The 15,478-nt window shown below is 71.5% G+C and carries 13 protein-coding genes; 5 read left to right on the top strand and 8 right to left on the bottom strand.

Features of this window, described 5'->3' with window-relative positions; genetic code table 11:
- Nucleotides 1-112: 112 nt before the first annotated feature.
- On the top strand, nucleotides 113-1,846 hold the full coding sequence (locus O5O54_RS02760; protein WP_279478815.1) for a type I secretion system permease/ATPase: 1,734 nt from the start codon (nucleotides 113-115) through the stop codon (nucleotides 1,844-1,846).
- Nucleotides 1,843-3,201, top strand: coding sequence for an HlyD family type I secretion periplasmic adaptor subunit (locus tag O5O54_RS02765; RefSeq protein WP_279478817.1), 1,359 nt, complete (start codon nucleotides 1,843-1,845; stop codon nucleotides 3,199-3,201). Before O5O54_RS02760 ends, O5O54_RS02765 begins: the two co-directional genes overlap by 4 nt.
- Before the next feature lie 30 nt (nucleotides 3,202-3,231).
- Here O5O54_RS02765 and O5O54_RS02770 read toward each other — a convergent pair whose 3' ends face one another.
- Both O5O54_RS02770 and O5O54_RS02775 read right to left on the bottom strand, forming a co-directional pair.
- Nucleotides 3,232-4,965, bottom strand: coding sequence for a sensor histidine kinase (locus tag O5O54_RS02770; RefSeq protein WP_279478819.1), 1,734 nt, complete (start codon nucleotides 4,963-4,965; stop codon nucleotides 3,232-3,234).
- Complete coding sequence (locus O5O54_RS02775; protein WP_279478821.1) at nucleotides 4,962-7,664, bottom strand: PAS domain S-box protein; 2,703 nt, start codon at nucleotides 7,662-7,664, stop codon at nucleotides 4,962-4,964. The genes O5O54_RS02770 and O5O54_RS02775 overlap by 4 nt, the downstream gene beginning before the upstream one ends.
- 274 nt (nucleotides 7,665-7,938) lie before the next feature.
- On the opposite strand from O5O54_RS02775, the gene O5O54_RS02780 reads away from it, so the two are divergent.
- Complete coding sequence (locus O5O54_RS02780; RefSeq protein WP_279478824.1) at nucleotides 7,939-8,178, top strand: hypothetical protein; 240 nt, start codon at nucleotides 7,939-7,941, stop codon at nucleotides 8,176-8,178.
- Between the two features lie 7 nt (nucleotides 8,179-8,185).
- Here the strand turns inward: O5O54_RS02780 and O5O54_RS02785 are convergent, their stop codons facing one another.
- The 3 genes from O5O54_RS02785 to O5O54_RS02795 form a co-directional block, all read right to left on the bottom strand.
- Complete coding sequence (locus O5O54_RS02785) at nucleotides 8,186-9,220, bottom strand: LLM class flavin-dependent oxidoreductase (RefSeq protein ID WP_279478826.1); 1,035 nt, start codon at nucleotides 9,218-9,220, stop codon at nucleotides 8,186-8,188.
- A 172-nt stretch (nucleotides 9,221-9,392) separates the two neighbouring features.
- Nucleotides 9,393-11,120, bottom strand: a complete 1,728-nt coding sequence (locus O5O54_RS02790; RefSeq protein ID WP_279478827.1) for a GGDEF domain-containing protein — start codon at nucleotides 11,118-11,120, stop codon at nucleotides 9,393-9,395.
- A 92-nt stretch (nucleotides 11,121-11,212) separates the two neighbouring features.
- Complete coding sequence (locus O5O54_RS02795; RefSeq protein WP_279478829.1) at nucleotides 11,213-12,238, bottom strand: Ldh family oxidoreductase; 1,026 nt, start codon at nucleotides 12,236-12,238, stop codon at nucleotides 11,213-11,215.
- Nucleotides 12,239-12,397: 159 nt separating this feature from the next.
- Here O5O54_RS02795 and O5O54_RS02800 point away from each other — a divergent pair, with 159 nt between their 5' ends.
- Nucleotides 12,398-12,841, top strand: a complete 444-nt coding sequence (locus O5O54_RS02800) for an RNA polymerase subunit sigma-70 (RefSeq protein WP_279478831.1) — start codon at nucleotides 12,398-12,400, stop codon at nucleotides 12,839-12,841.
- 6 nt (nucleotides 12,842-12,847) lie between these two features.
- Here the strand turns inward: O5O54_RS02800 and O5O54_RS02805 are convergent, their stop codons facing one another.
- Nucleotides 12,848-13,351, bottom strand: a complete 504-nt coding sequence (locus O5O54_RS02805) for a DUF5872 domain-containing protein (RefSeq protein WP_279478833.1) — start codon at nucleotides 13,349-13,351, stop codon at nucleotides 12,848-12,850.
- A 74-nt stretch (nucleotides 13,352-13,425) separates the two neighbouring features.
- Nucleotides 13,426-13,842: a MerR family transcriptional regulator gene (locus tag O5O54_RS02810; RefSeq protein WP_279478835.1), complete on the bottom strand. Its 417-nt coding sequence runs from the start codon at nucleotides 13,840-13,842 to the stop codon at nucleotides 13,426-13,428.
- 68 nt (nucleotides 13,843-13,910) lie between these two features.
- Here O5O54_RS02810 and O5O54_RS02815 point away from each other — a divergent pair, with 68 nt between their 5' ends.
- Nucleotides 13,911-14,681 carry a glutaredoxin gene (locus O5O54_RS02815; protein ID WP_279478838.1) on the top strand — a complete coding sequence of 257 codons (771 nt, stop codon included), beginning with the start codon at nucleotides 13,911-13,913 and terminating at the stop codon, nucleotides 14,679-14,681.
- Nucleotides 14,682-14,830: 149 nt separating this feature from the next.
- On the opposite strand, the gene O5O54_RS02820 is transcribed toward O5O54_RS02815, so the two are convergent.
- Nucleotides 14,831-15,475: a hypothetical protein gene (locus tag O5O54_RS02820; RefSeq protein ID WP_279478840.1), complete on the bottom strand. Its 645-nt coding sequence runs from the start codon at nucleotides 15,473-15,475 to the stop codon at nucleotides 14,831-14,833.
- Nucleotides 15,476-15,478 lie beyond the last annotated feature (3 nt).

Here is a 15,478-nt window from a genome sequence, read left to right on the forward strand (position 1 = left end):
GAACGGGCCATATGCGCGATCCCCGGCCGACCGGGAAGCGCCAGGGGGCGGGAGGCGACGCGCCGTTCGGGCGCCGCGCCTTGCCGTGCCCCGAGGGCGGAAGGGGAGGCGGATGAAGCCCGTCCTGTCCTCGCCGCTCCTCGGCATCGTCCGCTCGATGTCGCTCGGCTACGTCAACCTCTTCGCCTTCGGCTTCTTCCTGCCGTTCCTGTTCATGGCCATGTCGCTGGTGCCCATGAGCATCGTGGAGCGCGTCGGCACCAGCCGCAACGCCTCGACGCTGATCACCCTCCTCATGATCGCGGCCGTCGTCGCGGCGACCTACACGATCATGGAGCAGATCCGCGCCCAGGTGCTGGAGCGGATGGGCCTGGAGATCGACGAGCGCCTGACCCGCGTCTGCTTCGACGCGGTGAACCGGGGGCAGGGCCGCGCCAACGCGCCCGCCGCCCAGGCGCTGGCCGATCTCCAGACCGTGCGCCGCTTCCTGTGCGGCCCTTCGCTGTCGGCGGTGGTCGACGCCTTCTGGTCGCCGCTCTTCGTCCTGGCCATGTTCTTCATCAGCGCCCCCTTCGGCTTCCTGATGCTCGGGCTCCTTTCCTTCTCGGCCGCCATGTCGGTGGCCACCCACTACTGGGTCGCGGGGCACCTGGCGACCGCGCAGCGGTTCGACGTGGAGGCCAACGAGTTCGGTCTCGCCGTGTCGCGCAACGCCGAGGCGCTGCGCGTCATGGGCATGCTGCCGGCGCTGACCGAGCGCTGGTACGCGCTCCACCGCGACGGCCTCGGCTGGCGGGGCCTCGCCCAGTCGCGTGCGGCCCTGATCGGCCTCGTGCCGCGCATGGTCCAGAACGCACAGATGATCGTGGTCTACGGGCTCGGCGGCTTCCTGTTTCTGACCGACCGCATCCAGCTGTCCGTGCTCTTCGTGGTGCTGATGGTGATGATGCGCGCCCAGGGGCCGCTCCAGTACATCATCGGCAACTGGAGCCAGATCCAGTCCTTCGTCTCGGCCGCGCGCCGCCTCGACGCGCTGCTGCGCGGCATCGAGGAGGCGCCCCATCCGCTGTCGCTGCCCGCGCCGTCCGGCGAGCTGAAGGTCACGCGCCTCGTCGGCGGGCCGCCGGGCATGGGCAAGCCGGTCATCAACGACGTGTCCTTCTCGCTGGCGCCCGGCCGGATCCTGGGCGTCGTCGGCCCGAGCGGCGCGGGCAAGTCCTGCCTGTCGCGGCTCGTCACCGGCATCTGGAAGCCGGCGCGCGGCACGATCGTCTTCGGCGAGCAGGACCTGTCGCACTGGGACCCGGACGAACTCGGCCGCCATGTCGGCTACGTGCCGCAGGACGTCGAGTTCCTGCCCGGCACGATCGCCGAGAACATCGCGCGCTTCGATCCGGCCGCCACCAGCGAGAAGATCCTCCAGGCGGTGGAGCTCGCCGGCATCCACGACATCATGCGCGGCCTGCCCGAAGGCTATGCCACGCGGCTCAGCGGCCCCGGCGGCCACGTCCTGTCGGGCGGCCAGCGCCAGCGCGTGGCGCTGGCGCGTGCGGTCTACGGGAGCCCGCGCCTCGTGGTCCTGGACGAGCCGAACTCCAACCTCGACGCCGGCGCCGAGCAGGTGCTCGGGCGCACCATGCAGCGCCTGCGCGACGATGGGGCGGCGGTGATCGTCGTCTCGCACCGCATCAGCCTCCTCGGCTTCTGCGACGATCTCCTCGTGCTCAACGAGGGCGTCGTCCAGGCGATCGGCTCGCGCGAGCGCATCTTCAACCGCCTGCCGCGCTTCCGCGACGCGCCGCAGGCGCCGGTCCTCGACCTCCAGCGCACGGGGACCGGCGGATGAGCGCCCTGCGGCCGCTGGCCGCCCAACCCGCCGGCGCCCCCGCGCCCTTGCTGCTCGGGGCGCCGGCCCCCAACACCAACTGGCGCCGGTCGCTGCGCACCGGCTGGATCGTGCTCGGCCTGTCGGTCGGCCTGTGCGGCGGCTGGGCGGCCTTCGCCCATGTCAACGCGGCGGTGGTGACGGCCGGGACCTTCGCGGTGGAATCGTACCGCCAGACGATCCAGCATCTGGAAGGCGGCATCGTGGAGGAGATCCTGGCGCGCGACGGCGACCGGGTGGAGGCGGGCCAGGTGCTCCTGCGCCTCGACACGACGCGCAGCCAGGCCGCCGCCGCCGCCGCCGCGCAGGCGCTGGCCGGCGCGCTCGCCACCGAAGCCCGCCTCGTCGCCCAGCGGGACCTGGCCGACTACATGGTCCTGCCCGAGGAGGCGGCCTCGCTCATGCGCGGCCTCGATGGGGGCGAGCTGCAGGACAACTATCGCGAGTTCGAGGAGCGGCGTCAGGTCCTGGCCGGCTCGCTGGAGCTTCTCGACACGCAAGCGCGCCAGGCGCGCAACGAGATTGCCCAGACCAAGCTCGACGCGCAAGCGGCCTCAGATCAGCTCTCCAGCATCGCGCGCGAGCTGAAGAGCGTGAAGCCGCTCTACGACAAGGGCCTCGTCGCGCTCAGCCGCGTCACCACCCTCGACCGTCAGAAGGCGCAATACGAGGGCGTGATCCGCAAGAGCCGCAACGACGAGCGGAAGGGCATGGACAAGCTGGCCGAGATCGACCTCAAGCGCGAGGCGCTGCGCAAGGAGTATCGGCAGGAGGCCTCGGCCAAGCTGATCGAGGTCGGACGCCAGATCGCCTCGCTCCGCCAGGAGCGGCAGGTGGCGCTCGACCTCCTGTCGCGCTCGGCCATCCGCTCGCCCGTGGCCGGCACCGTCCAGTCCTCGCGCGCCTTCACGGTGGGCGGCGTGGTGCGTCCCGGCGAGCCGATCCTGGAAGTGGTGCCCGAGGGCGAGGAGATGCGCGTGCGCGTGCGCATCCCCCCGGCCGAGATCGACCGGGTCCACGAAGGCATGATGGTCGAGGTCCATCCGGGCTCCTTGATGAAGTACCGCCGCGAGAAGGTGACGGGTCGTCTCGTCGGCCTGTCGCGCGACACGGTGGCCGGCCCCGACCCGGCCCAGCCGCCGGCCTACGCCGCCGAGGTCGAGATCGACCAGTCCACCCTGCCTGCAGAGGTGCGCGGCCGGCTGGTCGCCGGCATGGCCGCCTCCGTGGTGATCCCGACGGAAGGGCGCTCGGTGCTCGAATACCTGATGGAACCGGTGCTCAAGAACGTCGAGGAATCGCTGCGCGAGCGGTGAGGGGCGGACCTCGCTCCCCTGTCCGAAAGGTCAGGCCCTGGAATCGTCCTGCCAGCGCGCGGCGAAGGGGGCCGTGGGCAGGCCCTGGCCCGTCAGATAGGCCGGGGGAAGGAGAGCCTCCAGCCCGGCCGCGTCCAGCCGCTCGATCCGTCCGAAGAGCTGGCGCTCCACGCACATGCGCACGAGGCGCAGGCCGAAGCCCGGAAGGCAGGGGCGTTCGCCTTGCGCGCCCGGGAGCCGCCAGGTCAGGCGCACGCCCCCCGGCTCGACGGCGGTACGCAGCACCGCCCCGTCGGCATGGTTCCGACCGTGCCGGCGCTGGTTCACGCTGAGTTCGTGCAGTACCTGCGCCATCGGGGCGACGGCCTCGGCCCGCAGATGGATCTCCCGCCCCTCGAAGACGATGGGCAGGCCTTCTGCCTCGCTCGTCCGGCGCACGAGGTCCGACAGGGCGACGGGCGACCATTCGGCATGGGACAGGAGGTCGTGCGCCCGCGACAGGGCCATGATGCGCCCGGTGGTCTTGCGCGCCAGCGCCTCGTCGCCGCCCGAGCGGATCGTCTGGTTGACCACCGCCAGAAGCACGCTCAGCGTGTTGCGGACGCGGTGGTTGAGTTCGGCCAGCAGGAGATCGCGCGTCCGGTTGCGCTCGAGGAGGGAGGCGTCGGAGGCGCGCAGGGCCGCGGCGATCGCCTCCAGCTCGCGCACATGCCCCGGCCGACGCTCCGGGGCGGTGCCCGTACCGGTCGCGGCCGCCATGGCCTGCAGCGAGGTAACCTCGCGCTCCAGCCGGAGCGAATACAGGCGGGCGAGGATCGTCGAGATCCCCAATGCCAGCAGCGCGGTGCCGGCGATCGTCAGGACGAGGATGCGGAACGGGGCGTTGAGAACCGCGTGCGGCACGCCCACCACCACGCGCCAGCCCGCGTTGTCGAGCGTGTCGAAGGCGGCGAAGTGCGGCTGTCCGTCGAGACCCGTCACCTTGGGCACGACGCCGCTGCGCAGGCCTTCGATCTCGCGGAGGAATTCGGACGACGCGCCTTGCCCCAGAAAGCGCTCCTGGTTGCGCGAGCGCGCCACGATGCGGCCCCGGGAATCCAGCACCGTCGATGTCCAGGTATCGGGCAGGCGCGTCCGGATCAGGATATCCTGGATTGCGGTGGGTTTGAGCGCCATGCTCATCGCGTAGCGGGTCCGATCGCCGACCACGAGCGGGACGATCACGGCGGTGTAGAATTCCGACGTGACCTGCCCGACGAAGAGGTCGGAGACCGCGGCTTCTCCATCGTCGATCACGCGGGCGTCGGCGGCCGCCAGCACCGGATCGACCGCGGTGGGCAGCGGTTGCCCGAGCGGCACGAGCGAGTTCAGGACCTGCCGGCCGTCGCGGTCGCGCACGGCCAGCATCGCCCCGTGCTCGGCCAGCAACTGCTGCGACTGCTGGCGAAGGGCGGGAAAGTTCTCCGACGTGGCGTTGGGCGAGGTCGCCAGCGCCCGAAGCGCGGCCTTCATCGCCTCCAGCTCGCGGTCGAGCTGGTCGCTGACGGTGGCCGCCGCCGCGACCGCGCTGGCTTCCAGGCGCTCGTGCTCGGCCTTGGAGTACCACCAGCCGAGGCACAGGCCGAGCCCGATCTGCGGCAGGAGAACCAGGGCCGCGAAGACCACGAGATGCCAGCGGATGGGTAGGGTGAAGCGCCGGGCCGCAGAGACTTGCGCGCCTTCCCCGGACGAAGGGGAGGCGTTGTGGGCGGCCTCGCGCTTCAAGCGTGGTCCCCGTCCAGAAGGGCGCCGATGCGCCGTCCGAGCTCGCGCATGTCGAAGGGCTTGGTGACGACCGCCATGCCCGGCTCCAGGTCGCCCCGGTTCAGGACGGCGTTCTCGGCATAGCCGGTGACGAACAGCACCTTGAGCCGGGGGCGGAGCTGGCGCGCGGCGTCGGCGACCTGCCGCCCGTTCATGCCGTTGGGCAGGCCGACATCCGTGATCAGGAGGTCGATCCGCTGGTCCGAGCGCACGATGGCCAGCCCCGACGGGCCGTCCTCGGCCTCCAGGGCCGTGTAGCCGAGTTCGTCGAGCACGTCGACGACGAGCATGCGCACCAGGGGCTCGTCGTCGATCACGAGGACCCGGCGCCCCCCACCCTCGGCCGGCGCCGCGTCGGCGGGCGGCCCGGCGTCGGGTTCGGCCGACCCGGCGTGAAGCGGCAGCACGAGGCAGGCCTGCGTCCCCTGGCCCGGCGCCGAGCGGATCCGGACCTGCCCGCCCGACTGGCGGGCGAAGCCGTAGATCATCGACAGGCCGAGCCCGGTGCCCATCCCGATCGGCTTGGTGGTGAAGAAGGGCTCCATCGCCCGTTCCAGAACGGCCGGCTCCATCCCCGTCCCGTCGTCCGTCACGCAGATCGAGACGTAGGGACCGGGGGCGAGGTCGAGTTCGCGCGCCTCGCGTTCGCCGAGCTGCCGGTTGTGGATCGCGATGCGCAGCCGTCCCCCGTCCGGCATGGCGTCTCGCCCGTTGATGCACAGGTTGAGAAGGGCGTTCTCCAGCTGATTGGGATCGACGAGCACGGCGCCGACCGCCCCGCCGACCTCCGTCTCCACCACGATGGACGGGCCGACCGTGCGGCGGACCAGATCCTCCAACCCCGCCACCAGGGCGGGCGCGTCGGTGGCCCGGGGCGCCAGCGTCTGGCGGCGGGAGAAGGCGAGCAGGCGATGGGTGAGCGCTGCGGCGCGCCGGGCGGCCCCTTGCGCGGCCGCGACATAGCGCCCGACCTCCTCGCCGCGCCCCTGGGCCAGGCGCGTCTCGATCATTTCCAGGCTGCCCGAGATGCCGGCGAGGAGGTTGTTGAAGTCGTGCGCGATGCCGCCCGTGAGCTGGCCGACGGCCTCCATCTTCTGGCTCTGGCGCAACGCGTCCTCGGCCTGGGCCTGCTCCGTCACGTCGCGCCCGACCATATGGAAGACGCCCGCCTCGACATCCGGGGTCGCCGCCCACTGGATGGTCCGCAGGACCCCCTCCCGGGTCCGAAGACGGTTGACGTACCCGTCCACCCGCTCGCCCGCCGAGAGGCGTGAGAGGACCGCGGCCATCTCTTCGTGGCCTTGCGGATCCACGAGGCCGGCCGGGTCGAGGGACAGGAGTTCCGCCTCGCTCCGTCCGAGCAGGCGTGTCCAGGCCGGGTTGATCGCGCGCAGCCGGCCGTCGAGGCCGGCCGTGCCCATGAGGTCGTTGGTGGTCTGCCAGACGCGGTCGCGCTCGGCCGTCCGCTGGGCGAGCTCCTCGGCCTGGCGGCGCATCGCGGTGACGTCGCGCACGGTGCCGTAGATGCGGCCCTCGCGCGGCACCGCGTTCCAGGACAGCCAGCGGTAGGAGCCGTCCTTGCAGCGGTAGCGGTTCTCGAAGGCGAGCGCCGGCACGCCTCGGGCGAGGCCGTCGGCGGCGGCCGCGGTGGCCTCCCGGTCGTCGGGATGGACGAAGTCGTGGAAGGGCCTGGCCTTCAGCTCGGCCTCGCTCCAGCCGGTGGTGGCCGTCCAGGCGGGATTGATCTCGATCATCCAGCCCTGGAGGTCGGCCACGCACAGGAGGTCGGTGGAGGCCGCCCAGATCAGGTCGCGCTCGCGCGTGCGCTCGGCGACCTTGTCCTCCAGCGTGGCGTTGAGGCGCGCGAGCTCGGCCGTCCGGCGCCGCTTCTCGTCGATGTCGGTGCTGGAGCCGACCGAGCGGATCACCGCGCCCGCTTCGTCGCGCACCGGCAGGGCACGCGCCAGGAGCCAGCGATAGGCGCCGTCGTGGCGGCGCATCCGGAACTCGTGCTCGAAGACCTCGCCCGTGGACAGGCTGCGCCACCAGAGCTGCCTCATGTCCGGGAGATCGTCGGGATGAATCAGCGGTTCCCAGGCGCCGCGCCCGTCCAGCGAGCCGGGTTCGTGGCCCGTATAGGCGTAGACCGCGTCGTTGAACCAGTCGAGAGTCCCGTCGGCCTGCGCGGCCCAGACCTGGTTGGGCATGGCCTGCGCGAAGACGCGGAACCGCTCCTCGCTGCGGCGCAGCTCCTCCTCGGCGGCCCGGCGCGCGCTGATGTCGTTGAACAGGAGGCCGACGCGATGGAGGGCGGGCTCGTCCACCGGGAAGGCGTAGACCTCGAACCAGCGGCCCATGGCCTCCGATCCGCTCTCGAAGCGCGTCGCCTCGCGGCTGGCGTCGACGGCGGCATAGGTGTCCACCCAGGCCTGTTCCAGGCCCGGCACCAGCGCGCGCGCCGTCCGGCCCACCGCGTTCCGCAGGCCCGTCTCGCGCTCGAAGGCCGGGTTCGTCTCGACGAAGCGGTAGTCCACCGCCCGGCCCGCTCCGTCGTGCAGCATCTCCAGGACGCAGAAGCCGATCTCGGTGTTGTCGAGGATGGCACCGTAGCGTCGGTGCGGCGGGGCGGAACCGGGTCGAACCGGGTCGGGAACGCTCATCCGGGACAGCCTGCTTTCGAGTTCCTGGTCGTCGGTCGGGACGCAGTCCGCCGCCACCCGTCCTGCAAGCGGTGCGAACTGAGATAGCCCTGGCCGGCTCCATGGCGAGGGAGCGATCCGAAGATCGCGGGGGACTTATGTCTTCGGCCTCCCGCGGCAATGAAGGGAGGGCCGAAGGCGGGTGCGTAGCCGGCGAAAAGACCAGACGCCGGCCGGGCGCGTCAACCTTTCCCCGCCTCGGCGCGTTGGGACGCGACCAACGAGGAGAGCACCCGTGACCGACGCCCCCGACGCCACCGCCATCCAGGCCCGCCGCCGCGAGATCGCGGCCGAACACGTCCTGTTCAAGCTGATCGAATATGTCGAGGCCCGCCATCCCGGCCTCCTCGACTTCGTCGAGGGCAGCCTCGACCATCTCGGCGACCCCGCCCGCGACGGGACGAAGGACGACGAGGCCGTGCGCGACATCGCCCGGCGCATGATCCGGGGCGCTCGGCGGCAGGGCGCGGACTGACCCGGCCTCAGGCGTCGAGGAGTTCGCGCACGCGCGGGGCGACCACCCCGCCATAGAGCTCGATGCAGCGCATCAGGCGATCGTGCGGCAGGGGGCCGGCGCTGTATTTCAGGTCGAATCGGGACAGGCCGAGCGCCGAGGCCGTGGCCGCGATCTTGCGCGCCACCGTCTCGGGCGAGCCGACATAGAGCGAGCCGTGCTCGATCTCGCGCTCGAAGGCGGCGCGCTCCAGCGGCGGCCAGCCGCGCTCGGCGCCGATACGTGCGTGCATGGTGCGGTAGTCGTCGAAGAACTCGGCGCGCGCCGCCTCGTCCGTCTCCGCGACGTAGCCCGGCGAATGGACGCCGAGCGGGCGGACCGCGCCGCCGATCTCGGCCACAGCGCGATGGTAGAGGTCGACATAGGGACGGAAGCGTCCGGGGGCGCCGCCGATGATGGCCAGCATCATGGGCAGGCCGTAGCGCGCCGCGCGCACCACCGATTCCGGGCTGCCGCCGACGCCGATCCAGGCGGTGAAGCCGTCGCCCTCCGGTTCGGGATAGACGCCGGGCACGGCGAGCGGCGGACGCACCGATCCCTGCCAGCGGACCGGCCCGCCCTTCAGGAGCTGCGCGAAGAGGTCGAGCTTCTCCTCGAAGAGGCGCTCGTAGTCCTCCAGCTCGAGGCCGAACAGGGGAAAGGACTCGGTGAAGGACCCGCGTCCGAGGATCGCCTCCGCCCGCCCGTTCGACAGGGCGTCGAGCGTCGAGAAGCGCTGGAACACGCGGATCGGATCGTCCGACGACAGGACGGTGACGGCCGAGCCGAGGCGGATCCGGCTGGTGCGCGCGGCCAGGGCCGCCAGCACCACCTCCGGCGCGGACACGGCGAAGTCGGCGCGGTGATGCTCGCCGACCCCGAAGAAGGCAAGGCCGAGCTCGTCGGCCAGCACGCCCTGGTCCACCACCTCGCGGATCACCGCCGCGTGGGAGCGAGGGGCGCCGTCCGGCCCGCGAGTCACGTCGCCGAACGTGTCGAGGCCGAGTTCGAGGGGCTGGCTCATGGGATCGTCCCGGCAGGAGGGGGCGCCGCGGCGCCGTCGGGACGACCTTTAGACCCTGGCGCGCGATGCGAACAGCTTTGAGGCGGCCGCCGGCACGCGACGCTGTGTTCAGTCCTGCGGGACCCTCGGCCGGGCGGCGTGCGCCGGGATGCCGAAGCGCCCGGGATGCCGGTCAGGCGGCGCTCGAGGCGACCCGGTTCCGGCCGCTCCGCTTGGCGCGGTAGAGGTGGTCGTCGGCGATCCGGTGGAACGCCTGCCAGTCGAGCGGCTGGCCCGGCGCCACCCAGTGGACGCCGAAGCTCGCCGTCACGCGGAGCCGCGGCGTCGCGAGGATGCGGGCGGCCTCCAGCCGGGCGCGCAGCGCTTCCACGAAGGGGTCCAGTTCGCCCCGGCCGATATCGGGCAGCGCCATGACGAACTCCTCGCCGCCGAAGCGGGCGACGAGCGCGCCGGGCGGCAGCTTGCGCGTCAGGAAGCGCCCTACTTCGCGCAGGACCTCGTCGCCGGTCCCGTGACCGAACCGGTCGTTGATCGACTTGAAGTGGTCGATGTCGATCATCACGATGCCGAAGCCGACGCCGATCCCCCCGGCGCCCTCGAAGAGGTCGGCGACCCCGTTCTCGAAGGCGCGGCGGTTGAGAAGGCCGGTCAAGGCGTCGGTGGAGGCGAGGCGCCGCAACTCCCGCGAGAGGGTCTCGCGCTCGCCTTCCAGGCGCCGCAGGTCGATCTGGTGCCGGCGCAGGGTTTCGATGTCGCGCTCCAGCGCGTCGATCTCCAGGAACACCGTCGTCTCCTCGCGCGTCTCCTCCGCGAGGTCGCCGGAAAGGATGCGCGCCATGCGCTCGCGGGCCACGACCAGCGGGCGGACGATGCCCCGCTCCAGGACGGACAGCGCCAGGAGGGCGAGAAGGCCGAAGACGGCCGCGCCGGCCGCGCTGCCCACTGCCAGCTGCAGGCTCCGGTCGCGCGCGGCGATGAGCCCGGCGCGGGCGACGTCGAGAAGCGCCTCGCGCAGGGCCTCGGTGGCGCGCAGGCCCGGATCGTACCGATCGTTGAAGGTGTCGACGTTGGCTTCCGAGCTTTCGAGCCGGCTGGCGAACAGCGTTTGGGCATAGGCGCGCGAGCCGGCGAAGTAGCCGAAGTTGACCGCCGTGATCGCGCGCTCCACCCCCTGGTCGCGGATGAACGGGGCGACATAGTTCTCGATCTGGCGCTGCAGCGTGTCGGTGAGCGACAGCATGGCCGCGAATTCCCCTATGGTGGCGCGGCTGCTCCACCCGTCGGCGTTGATCTGCATGACGACCAGGGAGCCGAGCCGGCCCGCATAGTCGCGAAGGTCGCTGACCGAGACCGCGGCCATCAGGAGGGGAACGAGCTCGGGCGACAGGCCGACCAGGACCTGGCCGAGATCGTCGCGCAGCACCTGCGCGCCATCGGCGACGCGGAACATCGTCAGGATGGCCGCAGAGATGTCGGGAGCCGATCGATCGCGGGTGGGAATCGCGATCTGCGCGTCCACCGCTTCGCGGCCCCCCTTCAGCACCCTCTCGAAGCTTTGCGCGTCCGAACGCAGCACGTCGCGCTGGCCGAACTCCTGCGCGAACTGCCGGACCAGAGCACCGTAGAGCGCGTCCACCCGGGCACGGGCCTCGCTGAGCTTTGCCGTTTCCTCGGACGTTTTCTCCGCCGCGCTCAGAAGCACGTTGGCCAGCGCGCGCTCGGTCGAGGCCGCGGCCATCAACTGGAGCGAAAGGGCGAAGCGATCGAACTGGATGAGCGCCTGTGCATGCTGGCGATAGGCGGTCAGGTGCCACAGCGCCACCAGCCCGGCCAGGAAGAGGCCGGTCGCCAGCACCCCGGCGACGCCGATGCGCGAGATGCGCTGCAGTCTGAGCTTCATGGGCGCCGGGGTCCGGATCGATCGCGGGCCACTCTAAGGAGAAAGTCTCGCCGAATTCTTATGCCATGACACTTTTTTTCGCGGCGGCCGCGTCAGGCGCCTTCGGCCTCCAGCCGGCCGAGAAGGGCCGTCTCCTCCGCCGACAGGGCGATCCCCTGCCGCAGGGAGGTTTCGCGCGCCCCGAACCGACGCTGCGAGGGCAGCCGCGCGCCTTGGCCGAGAATCGCCTCGAACAGCGTCTCGGCCGCCGCGAACGGGTCCCCCGGCCGGTCGGCGGCAAAGCGCTCCGGCGAGAACGCCAGGATCAGCTCTCCGTGGCGGGGGGCGAGGGTTGTGGTGCCGAGCGCGTCCAGCGCGCCCCGGCTGGTCAGGTCGCCGATCATGGCGCCGGCGAGAAGCTCGACCATGGTCGAGATGGCCGATCCCTTGTGCCCCCCGAAGGGCAGCATGGCGCCGGCCAGTGCCTCGGCAGGATCGGTGGTCGCGGCGCCCTGCGCGTCGATCGCCCAGCCGGCGGGCAGGGGCCTGCCGGCCCGGCGGTGCAGCTCGATCTCGCCGCGCGCCGCCACCGAGGTCGCGAAGTCGAAGACGTAAGGGGTGCCGCCCGGCCGGGGCCAGGCGAAGGCGAAGGGGTTGGTGCCCAGAAGCGGCCGCGTGCCGCCCGCCGGCGCCACGGTGGCGTAGCTCGGGCAAAGGGCGAGCGCGGCGAGCCCTTCGGCGGCCAGCGCCTCGACCTCGGGCCAGAGCGCCGAGAAATGGACGCAGTCGTTGATGACGAGAGCCGCCAGCCCCTGCGCGCGCGCCCGCTCGGCGAGAAGCGGCGCGCCGAGCTCGAAGGCGGCCGGCGAAAAGGCGCCGCCCGCCAGCACCCGGATCACGGCCGAGCCGTCGTCCAGAAGCTCCGGCACGGCATCGGGCGAGACCTTTCCGGCCGCCAAGGTGCGCAGGCAGCCCTCGATCCGGTAGAGGCCGTGCGACTTCGCGCCGTCGCGCTCGCCGGCCGCGATCACCCGCGCCAGCGCCGCCGCGTGGAGCGGCGCCAGGCCGGCGCGCGCGAAGATCGCCTCGATCCGCCCTTTCAGCGTGTCGAAGTCGAGAAGGGTCGCCGCGTCCGTCATGCCGTCTCTCCCGCCTGCGGGAGCGCCGCGCGGCGCTCGCCTTTGGGACGGGCATACGCGAGCGGTGCGCCGGCTTGAAGTCCCGGCGCGTCCGCTCTTGAAGAACCGATTGAAACGCCTCAGATTCTTTATCGGAAGACGATTTCGGAGGGCGGCTTCGTGACGACGCTGAAGGAGTTCGAAGAAGCGCTGAAGGCCCATGGCCTGCGTTCGGCGCTAGATGTCCTGGAGCTTCTGCGCCGGCGCGACAAGGCGAAGCGCTCGCTCAGCCCCGCCCGGCGTGTGACGGGCCGCAAGATGACGCCCGACCTCGCGCGCCAGATCCTGCACCTGCACGAGACCACCGGCCAGACGCAGCAGGAGATCGCCTTCCAGCTCGGCGTCAACCAGGGCCGGGTGAACGAGGTGATCAAGCGCGGCAAGTGGCTCACCGAAAACCCGGAGGCGCCCGAGGCCAAGGCGCGCGACGCCGCGCTGAAGCGCATGCGGGACAAGCCCGCTGCGGCGTCCCGCAATGCGCGTCCCCCAGGCAAGGCGGCCATGGTCCCCAAGCGCCGCCCGCCGACGAAGCCCTCGCCGCAGCTCAGCCTCGGCGACTTCTGACCGGGTTCAGCCGGCCAGAGCCTTCTCGAGCTGCGCCTTGCTCATCGAGGAGCGGCCCTTGATGTCGCGCTTCTTCGCCTCCGCATAGAGCTCGGCCTTGGTTGCCTCGCGGTCGTGCTTTCGGAACGGCGCGGTCTTCTCGGCGACGTCCGCCGGCTGGGCCGAGAACTGCTTTCCCCGCTTCGTGTCCCGGCGCTTCTTGGCGGTGGTGCGGGCGTAGTCCTCCTTCGAGAGATGCTCGCGGGCCTCCTTCGGCAGGTAGCGCTCGCCCGTCTTGCCGCTTTCCCGGCCGGACTTCGTGCCCCAGTCCTCTTCCGACCATTGGTGCAGGCTGTTGTCGTCGGACTTCTCGCCCTTGTAGCCGCCGCCTTCGGCCTTGTACTCGTGGACGGCGAGCTGCGCCTTGCGGGCCGACCATTGGCCGGGCTTTCCGCCCTTGGCCCCCTTCGTCACCGCGCGCTTCACCTTGTCCCACAGCTTGGGGTCGGTCTTTTCCGCCGTCTCGCTCATGCCGGGCCTCGTCGATCATGGTTTCCCGCGCAACGATCCCGGCGCCGATTCGATGCGCGCTGCGGCAGGATGGCTCAAGCGCGGCTGCTCTCAGCCAGCGACGAGACGATCGGGCAGGGGCCGGGTGCGCCCGTTCGGCAGGCGGAGGCGAGGTGTGACAGGGCATCGCGGGCAGCCTGCAGTTCGGCGATCCGCGCGTCGAGCGCCCGAACGCGCGCCTCGGCGAGTTCGCGCGCGCGGGCGCGGTCCGCGACCGCGTCCAGCCGCAGGAGTTCGACGATCTCCTCCAGGGTGAAGCCGGCGGTCTTGGCGGCACGCACGAAGCGCAGGCGCTCGGCGTCCGCCTCGTCGTAGCGCCGGAAGCCGCCGCCGGCGCCCGGCCCCGCCGGCCGCTCGGGCCGATCGAGGAGGCCGCGCCGCTGGTAGAAGCGCACGGTCTCGACGCCGATGCCGGCTTCGCGCGCAAGGCCGGCGATGGTCCAAGTGGTCATGGCTTGACTCCGTACCGGGGTACGGACCCTATATGGGGTGCGGCCCCCCAATCCGAAAGCCGCCCGTCATGTCCTCTTCCGCCGCCGCCAGCCCTCGCCGCGCCGCCATCCACCGCATGGTGATGGAGACGCACACCTGCCCCTATGGCCTGAAGGCGCTGGACCTTCTGAAGCGCGAAGGGTTCGCCGTCGAGGATCATCCGCTGCGCACGCGCGAGGCGGTGGACGCCTTCAAGGCCGAGCACGGCGTGAAGACGACGCCGCAGATCTTCATCGACGGGGAGCGCGTCGGCGGCTACGACGACACGCGCCGCTACCTCGGCAAGCGCGTCGCCGACCCCAAGGCGACCACCTACAAGCCCGTCATCGCGATCTTCGCGATGAGTGCCCTAATGGCGCTCGCCATCGCCTATGCCGTGCTCGGCACGCCGTTCTCGGTGCGGACGGTGGAATGGTTCGTCGCCGTCGCCATGTGCCTCCTCGCCGTCCAGAAGCTCCAGAACGTCGAGAGCTTCGCGACCATGTTCCTGAACTACGATCTCCTCGCCAAGCGCTGGGTGCCCTATTCCTACGTCTATCCTTTCGCGGAAGGCCTAGCGGGCGTCCTGATGCTGGCCGGGGCGCTGACCTGGCTGTCCGTGCCGGTCGCGCTTCTTATCGGGACGGTGGGCGCGGTCTCGGTGTTCAAGGCGGTCTACCTCGACCGGCGCGAGCTGAAATGCGCCTGCGTCGGCGGCGCGTCCAACGTGCCGCTCGGCTTCGTCTCGCTCACCGAGAACCTGATGATGATCGCCATGGCCCTCTGGATGGGCGTTCACGCCTTGGCTTGGAGCGTCTGACAAGACCTCCGGGCGGAGGGCTGGCGAGGGAATTGCCGCCGCGGCTAGAAGCCGAGCGGAGCCTATGCAGCGCATAGGCGAGCATCGGCGACGACGCATCGGCGGCAAAGACCCGTCAGACCGACCCCGCGAGGTTTTGTCAGGCGCTCTTAATCACCCCGCCAGAGGGAAGCGATCGGCTCGCCCGCCCGGTCGGGCTTGGAATCGCCGATGAAGACCACGACCGGGCCGGGCGTCTCGGTCCGCGGGTCGTAGAAGTCGAGAAGGCCGGGATGGCGCGCCTGGAAGAAGGGCGGCAGGCGGCCCGCCTCGCGCAGGAGGTGGTCGACCACGACTTGGTCGCCGTGGACGCTGTTGGGCACCTGTCCGCAGGAGCCGGGCCGCATCCAGCGCTCCGGCTCGGCGGCGAAGCGCTCGTAGAGGAAGGCGAGCTCGTCGCCCTCCCAGCGCAGGAGGGCGGTGGAGACGCGGCCCGTCAGGAAATAGTCCTCCATGGCCGCGAGCCCCGGCTCGGCCAGCGCCGAGGCATCGCCCGCGAACACCGTGTCGAGATCGCACAGGACCGTGGTGCCCTCCGACAGGCCAGGCCGGAAGGCTTCCATCTTGGACCACCAGACCGGCCAGTCGTGCCGGAGCGGCACCCTCTCGACGCCTTCGACCGCAAGGTCCGTGTCGGTGAGGCAGAGGACGCGCCGGAAGGCCGGCGCGTGCCGGCGCACCCCGCGGGCCAGGCGCTCGACCCAGAGGGCGTCGTAGCGCCCGCCGCCGCGCAGGACGGTGAGAAGCGTCGCCATGCC

The organism is Aureimonas sp. SK2, assembly GCF_029813115.1.
GTDB lineage: Bacteria > Pseudomonadota > Alphaproteobacteria > Rhizobiales > Rhizobiaceae > Aureimonas.

What these genes read in the sequence shown, in the direction of transcription:
- O5O54_RS02760 (WP_279478815.1), top strand. Translation starts at nt 113, where the DNA reads ATGAAGCCCGTCCTGTCCTCGCCGCTCCTCGGCATCGTCCGCTCGATG.
- O5O54_RS02765 (WP_279478817.1), top strand. Translation starts at nt 1,843, where the DNA reads ATGAGCGCCCTGCGGCCGCTGGCCGCCCAACCCGCCGGCGCCCCCGCG.
- O5O54_RS02775 (WP_279478821.1), bottom strand. Translation starts at nt 7,664, where the DNA reads ATGAGCGTTCCCGACCCGGTTCGACCCGGTTCCGCCCCGCCGCACCGA.
- O5O54_RS02785 (WP_279478826.1), bottom strand. Translation starts at nt 9,220, where the DNA reads ATGAGCCAGCCCCTCGAACTCGGCCTCGACACGTTCGGCGACGTGACT.
- O5O54_RS02790 (WP_279478827.1), bottom strand. Translation starts at nt 11,120, where the DNA reads ATGAAGCTCAGACTGCAGCGCATCTCGCGCATCGGCGTCGCCGGGGTG.
- O5O54_RS02795 (WP_279478829.1), bottom strand. Translation starts at nt 12,238, where the DNA reads ATGACGGACGCGGCGACCCTTCTCGACTTCGACACGCTGAAAGGGCGG.
- O5O54_RS02805 (WP_279478833.1), bottom strand. Translation starts at nt 13,351, where the DNA reads ATGAGCGAGACGGCGGAAAAGACCGACCCCAAGCTGTGGGACAAGGTG.
- O5O54_RS02810 (WP_279478835.1), bottom strand. Translation starts at nt 13,842, where the DNA reads ATGACCACTTGGACCATCGCCGGCCTTGCGCGCGAAGCCGGCATCGGC.
- O5O54_RS02815 (WP_279478838.1), top strand. Translation starts at nt 13,911, where the DNA reads ATGTCCTCTTCCGCCGCCGCCAGCCCTCGCCGCGCCGCCATCCACCGC.
- O5O54_RS02820 (WP_279478840.1), bottom strand. Translation starts at nt 15,475, where the DNA reads ATGGCGACGCTTCTCACCGTCCTGCGCGGCGGCGGGCGCTACGACGCC.